Raw genomic sequence first — 16,998 nt, 5'->3', positions numbered from 1 at the left:
CCCCCAGTCCCCTCGGTGTTTTATGGTATATATTTTTTCAATATATTCCTCAACTCCGATTGCACTTCTATCTTGAACTTGCAGAATAGCAGTTTTACAAACCCTTAAAAAATTAGGAATATGAGAACGAAACTGATACGATACTTAGCTACTTCGTTCTTCTTTTTGGTAGGACTGATCATAGCACAAAAGGCACACGCACAGCAGTTTGCCCTTCATCATAATCTGGCCTATTCCGCCACACTGACACCTAATATCGGTTTTGAAATTCTCCCCGACTCCTCATGGTCTTTCGCGCTCTCCACCGGCTATCGGCCCTGGCCGAAGAATGACGAGCGAGCCCGCAAATACCGCCACCTCAGCATGGACTTCCAGGCCCGGCATTGGGATAAGGACCATCCCTGGCAAGGCGCATTCTACGGCATCGACGCCCTATGGCTACACTACAACCTGTCCAATATTTACCTCAATTACTTCGGGATGTTCGCCGATGCCCGTCATCACCGCATCCAGGGAAACCTCTACGCCGCCGGCGCCCTTGGCGGGTACGCCTGGAACCTCGGCAGCGGCTTCACCCTCGAAGCCGAAGGTGCCCTCGATCTGGCGTGGACACACTACCGGATCTTTGAACGGCCTCACTGCGGAGATCCTATTGCACGCGTCAACCGCGTTTACCTGCTACCTAAGATCGCTTTCAATATAGCCTGGCATTTCTAACCATCCACAGATCTGAATCTTCATCAACAAAAAGAGAAGAAGAAATATAGATAAGAGAATCATCATAAAAAAGACCATAACTATGAGAATGAATGTGTTTTATGTTTTTGGAGCGATGGCAATCAGCATGCCTCTCTTCCTGGTTTCCTGCTCGTCGGCCGACGATGCGGTTGAGACCCCTCATCCTACTTCTTCCGATACTGTCAAGACGTCCTTCACCCTCTCCGTAGGACTGCCGAAGAGCAATACATCCGGAGCCAAGGCCATGAGCCGTGTCTCCGACGCTACGGCACAGGCGCAGTCCTCACCGGTGTTCCGCGGCATGGACAACATGACGCTCATCCCGTTCGCGCTTGCCTCCTCTACGACGACGGTAGGAACCGACGCTACGCGTAATGGTGACAACAACATTGTGTTACCCAACACGACGCCGAACACGCTGTCCAGTGACCAGATCACCTCCACCGGCAACGCCAAAGTCTATGTCGATGTCAGCATCCCCACGGAGACCAACGCCTTCCTGTTCTATGCCAAGGCCATCGATGCTACAGCCGGGACGAGCGCATCCACAGCTAACGATATGTTCAAATACGGCACCCTGAAGGCTGCCGGACTGGACGCAGGAAAGCCGAGCGGCATCTCGTTCACACCGGTGCCGATCACGACCTCGCCCGATATGACGAAGGGCGAGGCCATCGCCACCTATCTGACCTCTATCGCTAATGCGAAAGGCTGGAGCAGTGTTTCTGTGGATGCTTCCACCGGTCAGGGAAAGGGCCTCAAGAACCTCTACGACAATTTCATCAAATTGTCTGCCGGCTCCTCCGACGCTATCCAGAACGCCGTGCAGGATCTGTATACGTCCGTTGTCGACCTGAAGAGCAGTCAGACCACGGCCAACCAGACGATCTGTGACGCCATCACAACGGCCATCAAAAACAGCACCTATGCTTCGTTGAATTCTGATGACAAGACGCTGAAATTTACGGACGCCATCTCCGGCTATCCCGCCAACCTCAACCTCCCCGATGGCGCAGCTACTGTGAAATGGGCTGACAGCAAGTTCACGGCACAGAGTACCCCCACCTATACCACCGATGGTACAAACGTGTCGGCGATGAAGGATTATGTCTATCCCATCAGCCTGTGGTACCGCGCCAACACGCAGATCGCCACGAGTGATGCCGATTTGAAAGATAAATATGTAAACGGAACATCGTGGGCGGACATTCTGAATAATTACACCTCAAATCCCGGAACGGTCACTTCCTCCACTCACTCCATCGCGCTGAAGGATCAGATCCAGTATGCCGTCGGCCGCCTCGACACGAAGGTGAAACTCGCCGGTGAGACACTCTACGATAATAACGGCGCCGCCGTGACCCTGCAGGGCGACGGATTCCCCGTGACCGCTATCCTCGTCGGCGGACAGCGCGCTGTCAATTATCTCTTCCAGAGTGCTTCGTCGGACAATACGCAGTATACCGTCTACGACAAGGACCTCAACACGACAACGACGGACAACACTACCACGAAGATGATCGCCTCCAAGGATGGCTCCATCACGAATCATACCCTGCTTCTGGAGACCCCCGAGAAGACACCGATCTACATGGTTGTGGAACTGCAGAACAACACGGGCAGGGCCTTCCGTGGCTACAACAATGGCGTGATCCCCGCCGGCAGCAAGTTCTATCTCGTCGCCAAACTCGATCCGGATGCTGACACCGGAGTCACGCAGCCCTCTACGACCACCGGCTTTGATAAGGAGAAAGTGATCCAGCAGGACTTCACCACCGTCGCCAATCTGACGATAGGCGCCAGCAGCACCTCCGGAGGCAACACCGGTCTCGGCGCCGCCTATAATGTCATCCCCGATCTTCGCACGCCGGCCCTGAGTATCGGTATGAGTGTTGACCTGACCTGGCAGAATGGTCTGACGTTCAATGTCACGATGTAAACCAACGTAGGATATGTTTCAGAAAACGGTTCAACTCCTCCTGGCACTGACATCGCTGCTCTCCCTCTGCGGATGCAGCTATATCAGTTCGATTGATGACGATACGACAGGCTGTAATGAGACCTACGACATCTCCTACCAGCTGCACGCCGTCATCAACACCAACTATCAGATCACCGAGCAGATGCCCGATGACGGAGACGCTACGCTCCGGGAGTCGCTGACAGATCTGTTGAACCCCTTGCTGCATCCTACAAGCTATTCCACGCAACTGCTCTTCGTCAACGCCGCCGACGGCTCCTTTGAGAGCTCGGCACAGACGATAGAGGGCGACGAGAAAGTACTGGCGCTGACGCTCTGCCCCGGCAGCTACCGCCATCTGGCGGTCTCCGGCACCGATAAGGTGGCGGCTCTCCTCGTCGACACGACGAATATCAATAAGATGGGCGTCGTCCAACCATCGGGCGACACCATCATCGCACAGCAACAACCGCTGCTCTCGGCACGGCAGGACATCACGATCACCGGCAACAGCAACGAGGATATCCACGTCCGCCTCTACCCTGCCAATGCCGCCGTGGCGGTCGTCGCCACACAGCCGGAGACCATCAAGGACGTACAGATGTTCATCACCGATCTCGCCAGCTCCTTCACCATCAACGACAGTACCTACCACTTCGAAGAGGATGCCCTCTTGCGGACCTCTGTCTCCGACGGACCCAAGGAACACGAGAAAATCTACCACGCCCTCACCTTCCCCAGCCGGGATGTGGCCTCCAGAGCCAATGGTGACGCAGCACGGACAGACGGAACGATATGGCGAGTCATCGTCCTGGCGACATGCTCCGACAACTCCGTCACGCGCTCCGTCCTCTCTGTCCAGCGGCCACTGAAAGCCGGTGACGTCCGCGTCATCCGTATCTCCATCGCCGACAATGGGGCCGTCACCACCAGTACGGCAGGCGTCGGGGCCAGTGTCACACTCGACTGGAATAAAGGTGGAGAATATCATCCGAATATATGAGAAAAATTTACTTCTCTTGCATCACGCTCGGGGCAGCACTCCTCACTGCCTGTTCGTCTGACACCGCCGGCGTCAGCGATGACAGCATCCGTATGCCCGTCATCCTCGCCATTCCGGTCAGCCAACAGATGGAGACAAGGGCTATCGGCGACCCCGGCAGCTATGAGAAGTTCGTCATGCCGAAACACCTATACCTCTATCTGATCAACACGAATAATGAAGGGACCGTCGATCAGATCATCACGCCGGAAGGGATGGATGCCACGAATGGATATACACTCGACGAAGAGAAATGGAGAAAAACGGTCATCTCTACCGCCGACTTCCAGACTACCGGCGACTCCATCTACCGCTATACCGACCAGATCAATATCAACCTTCCCGCCAACCGTACCCAAGGCGTCGTCTATGCCGCCATGTCGGCAGAGCCTATCACGGTGACGAAGAGCACCGCGACGAGCCTCAGTGATCAGGTACGCGATGCCACGTTTGCTTTGCCTTCAAGTGTCGCCGATGCCGACTGTGGTGAGGCCCTGAAGAATATCTACTCCACGCCCTATAACCTCAAGAAGACAACAGACGCGTCAACCTACTACGGCACCGTGAGCGACTATACCAGCAATACGCCGCATCTGGAGATCGTCCTCTACCATACGGCTGCTAAGCTCGATGTCAACTGGAATGTCGACCCATCGATACAGTCAACGACGAATGTGAAATCTATCACGTTCACGGGGCTCAGCGCCGGAGGCTTCCTCTTCAAGCCAATGGAGAATACAACGGCGGCCAGCCGCACATACAGCGAGACCGTCACAACGGATCCCGGCAATCAATACTACGGACGATACGAGACCTACGTGCTCCCCTTCTCCGCAGACCTCGACAGCTACACGCTGAACATGACCCTCACCAACGGCGTGGACACTAAGGAGTCCTCTCCTTCCACCACCATCAGTCTTGGCAACAAACAAGCAACGGCCATCTTCACGCCATGGATGCTGGGAAAGATCCAAATCAAGAATACTTGGTAGACTATGATGATACTTACATCTAACATACATATCAACACCCTTCTCCGACGGTTCCTGACCGCCGCTCTACTGATACTGTTCCCGCTCTTCAATTTCGCCCAGACCGATACCATACGCTATGTCAAGACGGAAAAGAATGGGGGCGCCTACAATAATGACGGAAAATCATGGGACAAGGCCAAGAACAACCTCCAAGATGCCATCAATGACCTCTACGACTACCTGCAACGTAACAACCTGCACTCGGGATCCGTATATGTCGCCGCCGGTACCTATTACCCCTCCGAGAGTACAGGTAATGGTGCCAAAGGAATCCTCTCCACCTCGTTCAAGATCTACGCGGGGATCCATGTCTATGGCGGTTTCAACCCCGACAGTCTCGAATCGAAGCCCGGCGACCGTATCCTCTCCACCAGTGCTGCCTGGCGAAGAATCACGGCAGGATTAGGTACGGAGGTCAACACAACCTTCGATTCCGATGCCAAGATCACCGAGTTCGGAGACACGATCATGTCGTACGACTTCAAATACGCTACGATCCTCGAAGGTAACCACAACAGTATCCAGACGACCTTCAAGTGGAACGACGTCAAGAAACAATATACCACGCGCTTCCCGGGCAACTCCTACCATGTCGTGTGGTTCGCCACCAACGGGTTCTACAACGACAGTAAGCGACCGAACTATGCCGACTCGCTGACCTACAGCGCCTCTATCGACGGCTGTATCATCCAGGGCGGCAATGCCGGTGCCAAGACCATCGCCGAACGTGACCCCGCAACGATGGGTGGTGGTGCTTATATGGTCAGGAAGGCAGTACTGAGCAACTGTATCGTCCGCAACTGCTCCGCCTCGCTCCGCGGCGGCGGTGTCTATATGGATGGCGGCGGCTCCGTCATCGGCTGTAACATCTATGAGAACCAGACCCTCGGACTCGGTGTCGTCGACGGCTACGGCGGTGGTATCTGCGAGGACCAGAACGGTGTCGTCAAGGATACGTGGGTGCACAACAACGTCGCGCGTATCGGCGGTGGCATCGCCATGCGCTATGAGCCGGCGGAGCATCCGCTGAGTGACAACTATAAAGCATTGCTTTTCGACCCTTACGCCTCCGCCTGTATCATCAACAACAACACGGCACAGACCGAGGCCGGCGGTGTGCTCTTATATAAAGGTGGCGTTATCAACCACTGTTCCATCGTCATGAACGATTGTCCGGGTGCTGACATCACCGTGGGCACGAACCGTTACGGCCGTACGGGCGGTCTGTATGTCTATGGCGCGGGACTGACGTACAACTCCGTCATCTGGGGCAACACCTGTGCAGCCAACAATGATATCCAGTATGCTACGACGGCTGCCACGGTATACAGTAAGGCAACGTTGACACGCCCCGAGGTACAGTATACCGCAGTGAACAAGAACGATATCACCGACTGGAGCAACACCTACCGCAAACAAGTCTACTCAGTGGAAGACAAAAACAATGTTGCTGACAAGAATGGTAACTTCGTTGTCTTCAGACAGCCTTCCGCCACCTCCGGTGCCAAGGACATCGCCTTCAGTCCGAGGTCCTGGGCGCCTCAGGCCGTGTCGTACCTCAAAGGCAAGGGTGTGCAGGTCTCCACACTGACCAAGATCACCGACTTCGACCGTAAGGCGCATGTCACCCACGACTTCTTCCACTCTGTCTTCTATCCCGTCTCTACGGTCGGCGCCCTCCGTGCCAAGGCTGAGAACGTTGCCTTTGCACAACTATTGCCCGTCGACGGCTCCTCGACGACGGATAAGATTCCTACACTCTTCGTCGACCCGAACCGTGTCACGTCGGACACGACGAAGACGATGGGTGCTTCCTGGGACTACCCCTTGGGGAACATCAGTGAGGCCATCTATTACATGAAAGAGTACAAAAAGGCCAAGAAATACTTTGCCCGGACACAGATTCTCGTCAAGCAAGGTACGATGAACACCGCCGGTCCGAGCTCGTTCCTCATCGCTAACCTCGGTGAGGAGACAGACCTGCAGAGTGCCGCTATCCGCCTTGCCGACAGTCTGCTCGTCTATGGTGGCTATCCGTCCGCGCTGAAAGGTACAAGTACAGAAGGCCGTAACCCGAAAGCGTATCCTTCGCGCATCACCGGCAACATCATCGACGACTGGACCTACAATGCCGTCCACTGTGTCGGCTTCATCAATGTCAGGGATGCTGTCGTCGACGGTTTCGAACTCTATTACGGCAATGCCATCAAGACAGGAAAGACGAGTTCCTACACGCAGCGCTTGATGAACACCAATGGTGGTGGCGTCATCATCTCCAACTGGGCAACGGATCAGCCTTACCGTAAGGACATGACGGGTAATGTCATCCGCAACTGTGTCTTCGCTAATAGTATGGCAGCGGAGGGTGGCAGTGCCCTCTTTGTCAACGGCGCCTTGCCAAAGAAAGACGGCACGCCGTCAGCGTGCGGCGTCGAGGTCGTCAACTGCATCTTCCATAACAACTCGTCGATCGTCTCCGGACAAACGGGAGACTACAAGGGGATCATCACCGTCCGCGGCAACGCCACGGTGAAGATGGACCACTGCACGATCTGTAACAATGTCGGCATCCCCTTGGAGGCTAAGAAGGTGACGGTGGACAAGACCTACACCCCGACGCTCTCCATCTCCAACTCCGCCATCTATGCCAACACCACGGCGGCGCTGACCTCCCGCGACGGCATCACGGCGAGCAACCTCGCCGCCCTGACGAACGGTGACGGCACGATCACGGGTTCCAACAACCTCGTCGACTCGCTCTATTCGTCAATCTCTACAGCTTCCACGGCACTGACGAATATAAACGCTACGCCTGTCTTCGGCTATTCGTCAACGAACGACAAGACCTATCCGAAGTTCGTCAACCCCGTGAGTAATATCGGTCCGCGCGAGAACCTCACCGACGTGACGCTCTATGGCGGCATCCCCGACTATACGCCGATGGACATGAACCCGATGGTCAATGCGGCAGGTTCACCGGCAATCCAATACAACTTTGACCTCACCTCCGTCACGAGTCGTGCCTTTGGCGGCAAGCCCGACATAGGCGCCATCGAAAACGCCACACTGCCCGCTGCCGGGACAACGTACTATGTGCGGACGCCCGCCGATGGTGGTAGTGACAGCAATGCCGGTACCTCCTGGAGCACCGCCTTCGCCACACTGACGAAAGCGCTGAATACAGCCTCGTCCGGTCAGGAGATCTGGATCGCCGCAGGCACCTACAAGGAGGCAGCCACGGTCACTATGGTCAATGGTGTCAGCGTCTACGGCGGCTTCAAGGCCTATGGCAACCCGGGAAAGCAGACGGGTGAGCGCGATATCTCCAATCTCCATACGGAGTATCAGACGATACTCGATGGAGCAGGTAACAAGCAAGTTGTCAGGCAAAGCAGTGATTTTGAAAATGCCACCACTTGGGAAGGATTAACCATCCAAAATGGCTATTTAGCGACGAACTCAGCTGATAATGGAGGTGCGGGTATCATGATTCGAAAGAACATGACACTCAAGAACTGTCTTGTGCGAAAGAATACAATATATTTAACCTCAGGCGGATCTTATGGCGGTGGCGGCATTTGGATGAAAAATGGAACCGTCTTGGATTGTATTATAAGAAACAACAAACTTACGCTTAGTGGCTTTATTCAGGGATGTGGTGCTGGCGTAAGAATGGATGGCGGTACATTGATTAATTCAATGATTGTCGAAAACAACACCGACAAAAAAGGTAATAGTATCTTAGGAGTGGGACTATTTATCAGTTCACAATCCTATATATATAACAGTACTATTGCCTATAATGTAGGTTGGATTAATAAAAATCAGACAAGCGGAGTACGGGCTGTCGCACCAGGCGTTTGGGATAATTCTCTGAATAGTAAACAAGTAGATGCTCAGAAGAATAATGATGAATTTGTAGGTACTGCAAAATTCTATAATTGTATTTTTTGGGGAAATGCTGGATATGGTAATACGGCAGAGAATTATGTAGCAGTTAACCGGTCGCATTATTATAATGCAATTGGTAAGAAAGGAATCATGTACAACTGTTATCATTCATCTCCAACGACAGGATATGCAGTTGAAGGTGTAAATACAGCTCGTACACAGGTCACTGATACTACTAAAGTATATGTCTCTAATTCTATCAGTGGATCATCAACATTTAGTACAAGCAATGTTTCTGCTTATATTCAGGCATGTGGTAAACAAAATTTATTTAATGAATCTTCATATAATGTTACAAGCGGTACAACTACAATGTCTGTTTCATCTTATGATGGTTCAGTAGATTTCGTAACTGACAACCCTTACAGTATTAATCCTGCGAGCTATAAATCGAAAAACTGCATCAACATGGGTGATGAGACTTATGGTGACGAACTGAGTACAAAGTTCGGTGTCACGGTTGATATCGCCGGCGCCGACCGTGTCCAGGACTGCCGTATCGATAAGGGCGCGTATGAGTTCAACGGCTCGAGCCTGATCACGCCGGAGAAGTCGACGGAGAAGATCTCTTATTATACCAGTCTCGACGCCACGAAGAAGACGAAGAAGACGGTGAACGTCGCTACTTACTATGTGGCTCAGAATGCGAACGAGAAAGGTTCCGCCAATGCCAGCAGTGCGACGAACACGGCCTGTGCCCGGAAGCTCCAGCAGGTCCTTGACGATGCCGGACGGTATAAATATGACCATCCCGACTGGCATGTCGTCGTCAAACTCGCCGGAACCAAAGGCATAGAGACCCACTATGAGCCAAGCCGATCCACCATTTATGAAGGTAACACGCAGGATCCGCGAAGCTACAGTCTGCAGGTGCCCCACGGTGTTGAGGTGTCGGGCGGATGGAACAGTGACTTCACGGCCCGTGACCCGATCAACTACCCCACGTATCTCTGGGGTAAATATCAGAGCACGAGCAGTGCGAGCACGGACAGTATCCAGGTCTATCATGTCGTGACCTTCACCGATTATGTCTTCGACTATAACGGCAGGCCGCGGACGGTGAAAGGGGCGGACGGAAAATCGAGATATGAACTGTTAAGCGACAGTATCACTACTTATCTGCCGAACACCGGTGCGGTGGCTGCCGACAACCGTTATAGTCGTGCGCAGCTCAACGGAGTGATCATCGAGCGCGGCAATGCCAATGGTATCTTGGAGGAGAACCAGCGCGGTGGTGCCTGTGTCGTTCCGTCATGGGCAACGGTCATCAACTGTATCGCCCAGCGTAACAGTGCCTCAGGCGACGGCGGTGCGTTCTATCTGGAGAACAACGCCCTCATAGCGGGATGTATCATCCAGAGCAACAGCGCCAAGAACGGTGGCGCTATCGCCATAGAAGAGCCTGACACGGCGAGCGAGAAGACCTTTGCCTGCGTCAGCTACTGTACCGTGACGGGTAACACAGCCTCGGCAGCCGGTGGCGGACTCTATTTCCTGACGAACCTGCGGTCGCTGTGTAACGTGTTCTGGCTGAACAAAGGTAACGACCAGAGCGATGTCTCCGGCGTGACGAATGTCTTCAAGGAACAGAACATCAACAACTATCCGCTCAACTACAGTGCCGTGACGAATATCCGTGTCGCCGGCGTCAACAATATCTCTGTCGAGCCGACCTCTGATGCCGGCGTGCGCTGGCAGGCGGACAGTAAGGCGACGACGGCATTCCCTTACCAGTATTATGGTTTGCAGAAGACCTCCGTCCTCACACGCGCAGGCCTGCCTTACGCTACGTTCCGCACCCTCGAGCGGCTGTTCCCGGAGATTGACACCCTCGATATCGCCGGTGTGTCCCGCCTCTCACAGACGGCCGAAAGTCCGCAACAGAAGGCTTACGACGGCACGGCCCTCGTGGCGAAAGACAATGTCAATGTTGAGATCGGCGCCCGTGCCATCAACGACGCTTACGTCCTGGCACAGAGCGACGCCCTCTTCTACCGGCTCTTCGTCGTTCATCACGATGCTATCAACACCTCGGACGCCCTGATCCTGCAGAACAGTAGCGACAAGATCTACAAACAGATCGGCTCCTCCTTCGCCAACCCGTTCATGCGTCTTGACGATGCCATCAACTATATCGTCGATGCACGAAACAAAGATGACAAGGCACGCAACCACCGCTTCGAGATCTTCCTCGCCGGCGGCACCTATTATCCTTACACCGACATGCGGGGTGCCCAGGGCGAAGTGCGCCTCAACACCTTTGAGATGCCGGAGGGCGTGGCTGTCTACGGCGGCTTCGACGTGACCAGTTCTTCGGCGAAGATGTACTGTCAGATAGCGGAGAAACGTGACACCACGGTCACCGCGACCATCAACGGCACGAAAGAGACCATCACCCTCACGGGAGCTACGACCGACTCGATGCGTCTGGCACGAGCCCGCTACGATATGAACAAGAACTCCATCGTCGAACCCTGGGAGATGGAGAACCAGACGATCCTCTCCGGCTACTCCGTCGGTGCCGACCAGGAGACGAAGAACGTATATCATGTGATCACGTGTAATGAGGACTCGACTTCCGTCGGCAGACTGCCGGATATGTACAGTGATGAGGCCTTCACGAAGACGACAACCCACAACTTTTATGAGCGCACGAAACACAGTGACTATGAATGCACGAAATCGATTATCCATCGTAGTATCATCCTCGATGGACTAACCATCCGTGACGGCTCCGCCATGGGCTATGAGTCGGCCGTGGTAAATCCGAACTGGTATTATCGGGGCGGTGGCATCTTCGTCTCCGGCTATCCGATCAAACAGGAAACAGACGCCAAGGTCAACCCCACCGATATGGAGTATGCACCCCGGAACATCCACCTTCTGATCTCCGGCTGTCTCTTCGAGAACAACAACGCACGGCAGGGAGGTGCCATCTACACCGACGGCACCATGGATATCACCGGTTGCTCCTTCGTACAGAACTATACGAAGAGTCCCGATGAAGATGAGTCCTACGACCGTGAGTTCGTCACCTACTCCGGTGGCGGCGCCATCGCCACGACAAACCAGCTCATCGTTGCCAACACCATCTTCGCCAACAATGAGGCTCAGCGCGGCACGGGTAAGATGGTTCTGTCTGATGGTACAAAAGCGATAGGCTCTTTCGTCAAACCCATCAATCAACTTGAAGACGGCAAGAGCGGCAACGACCTCGCAGGCTACGGCGGCGTTATCTGGGCCGGTATCAAATCACACATCTATATGCTCAACTGTAACGCCGTGCGTAACAAGGCCTATGCCTATCCTTCCGTTTACAACTACACGCCAAACGGATGGGAGGAAGACGCCACGACCCATAAGCTTGTAGTCCAGAGCGGCTTGCAGCATCACTATGGACTGAACAGTATCTTCTGGGGCAATGAGGCTACCGACTCCACCCATACCAGTTCCAAGATGCTCATGAACTATGGCACGGATCCTAAGGAAGACAATGAAGCCCTCTATTTCTGTGCTTATGAGAACGGGCAGGGCCTTGCGGCAACGACGAATGCTGAAGGCGATAACACCGATTACCGCGAGTATGATGTCACCTCCTGGGACATTCTCAGTGGCGTCGGAAAGGCGGTCGGCAATGCCAACCATAATATCATCCTCAACAGTGACAACAGTGCCACCGACGGTCCTAACTTCATCTCTCCCTCCACGGAGGCAGGCATCAAAGGTTATATGCAGAGTGCTGACTGGCTTGTCTATCGCGTCAACAACCTCACCGATAACGGATGGGGAATGATCACGCAGAAAGTAGACAACGGACAGGTTTCCTTCGTCAAACAAAGTCGTACGGCTGCCTCCGGTACAAAGGAAGAATACGGTGTGGGCGCTTACTTCGATGCGGCCAACTATTATAATGATGTTTACGGGCTGACCTTGTTACCCGTGGCTGATGAGAAATACATGATGTATGCCGATGAAAACAACGAGGAAAGTACCCGTAACATGCTCCGTGTCTCCAGTGACCCACTGAGCAACGCCACGAAAGACTATGTAGACATCGGCGTGTATGAGTATCAGCACTCACAACTCTTTGTCGAGGATGGCACGGAGACGGATGTGCTATGGGTCAAACCGGTAGAATCGACAGACATCGTCAGTTACGGCTCCACCCCGGAAAAGGCGACGAGTGACCTCCAGCGCGCTATCGAGACGCTCCTCCTCTCCCGTAACGACCATGCGAAGACGATCAAGATCATCACGGGCGACTACATGCCGCGGTATACCCTCGACGAGGACAATATCGGTTTCCAGATACATATGGGCGACAACGCCAGCATCGTGGCCTTGAAGAAAAAGATCATCTCCGGTCATGACTATATGGCGAACAGTCTCACCATCGAGGGTGGCTACACGGAGGAGTTAGAGGGTGTGCGCAATCCCGAGGAATATCCCGTGCGGCTGATCATGGATAAGAAGAGTGGTGCCACGGCTGACAATACGGCACACCTCTTTTATATCTCCGATGCTGAACAGTGGGGTACACAGGGCAACGGATCCAGTTCTCAAGACGGGGAGACGATAGATAACAGTAACATCACCAAGTCGAGTGCACCGGAGAACTATCCCATTCCGATTATCCTCGATGGTCTGACGTTTGTCAACAACTATGCCACGGCAAGTCATACCGAGACGGGGACAACGACGACGGGTGGCGCCGCCATCTATTATAAGGAACAGTTCAAGACAGGTACTGACAAGACAACGAAGACAACGGAGCATCTCGTCGGACGGAGAAACATCCCGAAGTTGACGATCCGCAACTGTATCTTCGAACAGAACGGTGCCCGAGGTGCCGACAAGGTACCTGCCGTACGTATCGAGCAAGGCGGTGGACGCACGCTGATTTTTAACTCCGTGTTCCACTCCGGATCCGGCAACCCCATCGAGAGTACCGATACCGTGAGCATCGTCAACTGTACCTTCGCCCGCAACGGCGGACATATCACGCTCTCGGGCAATGCTACAGGTAATTCGAGCCTATACAACTCCATCATCTGGCGCGATGACTCGATTGGCGGGTATAAGACGCCTTACAGTGGCTTTACGTCGTCTGATAATGCCAACGCCATCACGACAGACTCGATCAAGAACAACGCCATGACGGGCATCACGAACACCGATGAGGCAAAGAACAACGCCAATGTCGGTCTCACCGATGTCAGCACCGATGCCCTCGGTGGTCCGAACTTCGTCGATGCCGACAATGCCGTGCCGTCAAAGCGTGACTTCCATATCAACCCGGGTGTCCGCACGTTCTCCCGCGCCAACTATCTCCTCTATGCCCGCAAGGTCCTCGGATGGGTGCCGGGCATGACCATCACCCAAAAAGACAAGACAACGTTGGAACTCACGGAGGCTAATATCAAGTCCCTCCTCGCCGATACAGCGTACACCAAGGACTTGTCATTCCTGTCCCGTCTCTACGCCAGTGGCATGGAGCGGGGCGCCTACGAGATCGACAACGATATCCAGCGCTACCTCTTCGTCGACCCGAACAAGGTGTCGGGCACGATGACGGGACTGTCATGGCAGAACGCCTTCGGTGCTGGCATGCTCCAGCGCGCCATCGATGCCGCCTCCGTCTATACGTCCTTCAACCCCGACAACATCGACACCCCGGTGTCCTTCGTCTTCGTCAAGGGTGAGAACGGCACCGATGCCGGTACGGAGAACATCACGCTGCGCAATGGTGTAAGCGTCCTTGGTAGTATCGACCCGAACTACCTCACCATGCCGAAGATCACGGAGCAGATGACGACTGACGAGCGCTTCTCCGCACTGATGACCTTTCTCGGTACGGTACGCGCTGAACGGCCGGGCCTCCTCGCCAAGACGACACACCGAACGGTCGTAGCGGGTATCAAGACGGGCACGAACTCCTTCTCTTATCCTGTCGCCGTGTCGGGCCTCGAGGTACGTAACAGTAATAAGAACACGTCGCCGGTCATCAACATCGCCGACAACACGTATCAGCAACTCCTCCTCAGTGAGGTCTATGTCCACGGCAACACGATAGCGGCAGCCTCCGGTGGCACGATGCCGTCCGTCGTCAACCTCCAGGGTGGTCTGCTCTACAACGCGTTGATCGAGGGCAACGCCGTCGGCAGCACCACGACGCCTGTCGTCACCCTCGGCACGAAGGCTATGCTGCTCAACGGTACCGTCATCGCTGATGTCAACGGACAGACGGCTGTCGGCGGCACGGGACTCGTGGAGAACAGTATCACGTACAACACGGCCGACGCGAAGGCACAGCTCATCAAAAAGCTGAACCTCAACAACACGACGGCCACGACGAACACGATCCTCTCGCAGACGGGCAATCCCTTTGCGCCCTATCTGAACACAGGTAATGCCTACACACTGCCGACCTATCTGACGGAATATACGCCGTATCATTTCCAGTTGCATGAACAGAGCGCGGCCCTCGACGCCGGCCTGCAGACAGCACAGAACAGTGGGGTAACGAACCCTGTATCATCGACCGTGACAGAACTCGGACAGGGTGAGATCCCGACCGGATATATGTCGGCCATCGACTATGCCACGGACCGTGACCTCCTCGGCAACCCGCGTCTCCTCGCCAACACTGTCGACCTCGGCTGCTTCGAGACGTGGCATATCGCTGAAGGGCAGCACCGTTATGCGACGAGTACGAACAACCGCTATCCCCATGAGGGCTCCGTGGTGTATATCGGGAAGAACGGCAGTCTGAGTCTCGGCACGAGCGATGACACACAGCAGCTCTTCACCGATAACAACGCATTCATGCCGGGTTACCTCTACCTCGCTCCGGGGGCCTCGCTCTATGGCAACGGCAACATCATCCATGCCGCCTATGTCGCCGTAGATCATACCTTCGACAGTGGCACACAGTACGCCCTCATGGCCTTCCCCTATGCCCTCGATGCCGACAACGCCATCACAGTAGCGGGCAATGCTACGGACGGTACGGTCACGGAGACGCCCTTCACGGATATCCAGGAGGTCATGACCTATAACGGTGAGAAGCGCTCCTCATGGGACTACAGCTTCCGGGAGACGAACTCCGCCTGCTGGGAGTCCGTCACTTCCCATACTGTCGATGCCACACAGGGCTGGCTCGCTGAGCTCGCCGCACCGATGTCGGCAGCTACCACCGTGCGCTTCACGGCATGGGGGGCGCAGAACGGTACCTATCCTTATACTGAGGGGGCCGATGCGAAGACGGTCACGCTGACGCAGTATAACCACACGACATCAACGGACGGCGACGCCCATTTCACAAAGGAGGAGAACATGGGTTGGAACCTCACGGGACTCCCCTACCTCATCAGTGGCTATAACACGTCGCACTACGACCAGACAACGGGCTACGACATGAACGTGCCGCATCTGCTCTATACCAGTGATGGTAAGGGACAGTATGCGACGACACAGTCGTGGTCGGACAATACCATGAGTATGGGACAGGGCTACTTCATGCAGACAGCCATCATCGGCGATGCTGAGACGGTGACGTTCCTCCACCAAGATGTCAGCAAGGCGACACCCGCCGCTAAGCCGTATGTCACCATAGAGAGTGACGACGGCCTCAGCGACGCCATTGAGGTCAATGCCGACGCTGACAATCCTAAGACACTGACGTACACGATGGGGGCCGACGGATTGAAATGGCAGGCCTTCAACGACTCGCTGCCGGAGATCTATCTCCTCACCAACAGCGGTCTGCCGCTCCAACTCGCCGGCAACGCACCAACGGGTGTTCCGATGACTGTGGGCTTCCGGGCCGCGAAAGCCGGTACGCTGACCGTCAGCATTCCCGATACAGAGGCCTTCAATGGCGAACAGGTATGGCTGAAGGATGAAGAGACGGGAAATGTCACGGATCTCACGGAGGGAACCTATTCCTTTGCAACGAATGCGGGGTACAACGACAAGCGGCTGACCCTGCAGATCGGTGGCGTACGGCCCGACGGCTCTGCTGACAACAATACGGATGACGAGCCGTCATGGACGGTCCGTGGCAACAACGGCAGCCTCCTCATCGAGAATATCCACCATGGTGACCACGTCGCCATCCACACGCTCTCCGGTGCCCTCGTAGAACAGGCCACCGCCTCCGACAGTCAATACGTCACCCATCCTCTCGCCTCCGACATCTATATCGTCAGCGTCAACGGAAAGAGCAAAAAAATAAGGGTAAGGTAGGGTGCGGCCCTTGTGGCCGTCCTAAC

The 16,998-nt window shown here is 54.7% G+C and carries 5 protein-coding genes; all 5 read left to right on the top strand.

Annotated elements, in window-relative coordinates; translation table 11 throughout:
- Positions 1–120 precede the first annotated feature (120 nt).
- Positions 121–717, top strand: a complete 597-nt coding sequence (locus G604_RS0111365; RefSeq protein WP_081657757.1) for a DUF3575 domain-containing protein — start codon at positions 121–123, stop codon at positions 715–717.
- Between the two features lie 115 nt (positions 718–832).
- On the top strand, positions 833–2,677 hold the full coding sequence (locus tag G604_RS0111360) for a hypothetical protein (protein ID WP_028910662.1): 1,845 nt from the start codon (positions 833–835) through the stop codon (positions 2,675–2,677).
- A gap of 13 nt (positions 2,678–2,690) precedes the next feature.
- On the top strand, positions 2,691–3,701 hold the full coding sequence (locus G604_RS0111355) for a FimB/Mfa2 family fimbrial subunit (protein ID WP_028910661.1): 1,011 nt from the start codon (positions 2,691–2,693) through the stop codon (positions 3,699–3,701).
- Positions 3,698–4,732: a hypothetical protein gene (locus G604_RS0111350; RefSeq protein WP_028910660.1), complete on the top strand. Its 1,035-nt coding sequence runs from the start codon at positions 3,698–3,700 to the stop codon at positions 4,730–4,732. Before G604_RS0111355 ends, G604_RS0111350 begins: the two co-directional genes overlap by 4 nt.
- Before the next feature lie 3 nt (positions 4,733–4,735).
- Complete coding sequence (locus G604_RS0111345) at positions 4,736–16,972, top strand: hypothetical protein (protein WP_028910659.1); 12,237 nt, start codon at positions 4,736–4,738, stop codon at positions 16,970–16,972.
- Positions 16,973–16,998: the final 26 nt, after the last annotated feature.

The sequence above is a fragment of the Prevotella sp. AGR2160 genome (assembly GCF_000424185.1).
In the GTDB taxonomy this organism is placed as follows: Bacteria; Bacteroidota; Bacteroidia; order Bacteroidales; family Bacteroidaceae; genus Prevotella.
Note: the sequence above shows the minus strand (reverse complement) of the source record. Positions and strands in the feature narration are given on the sequence as shown.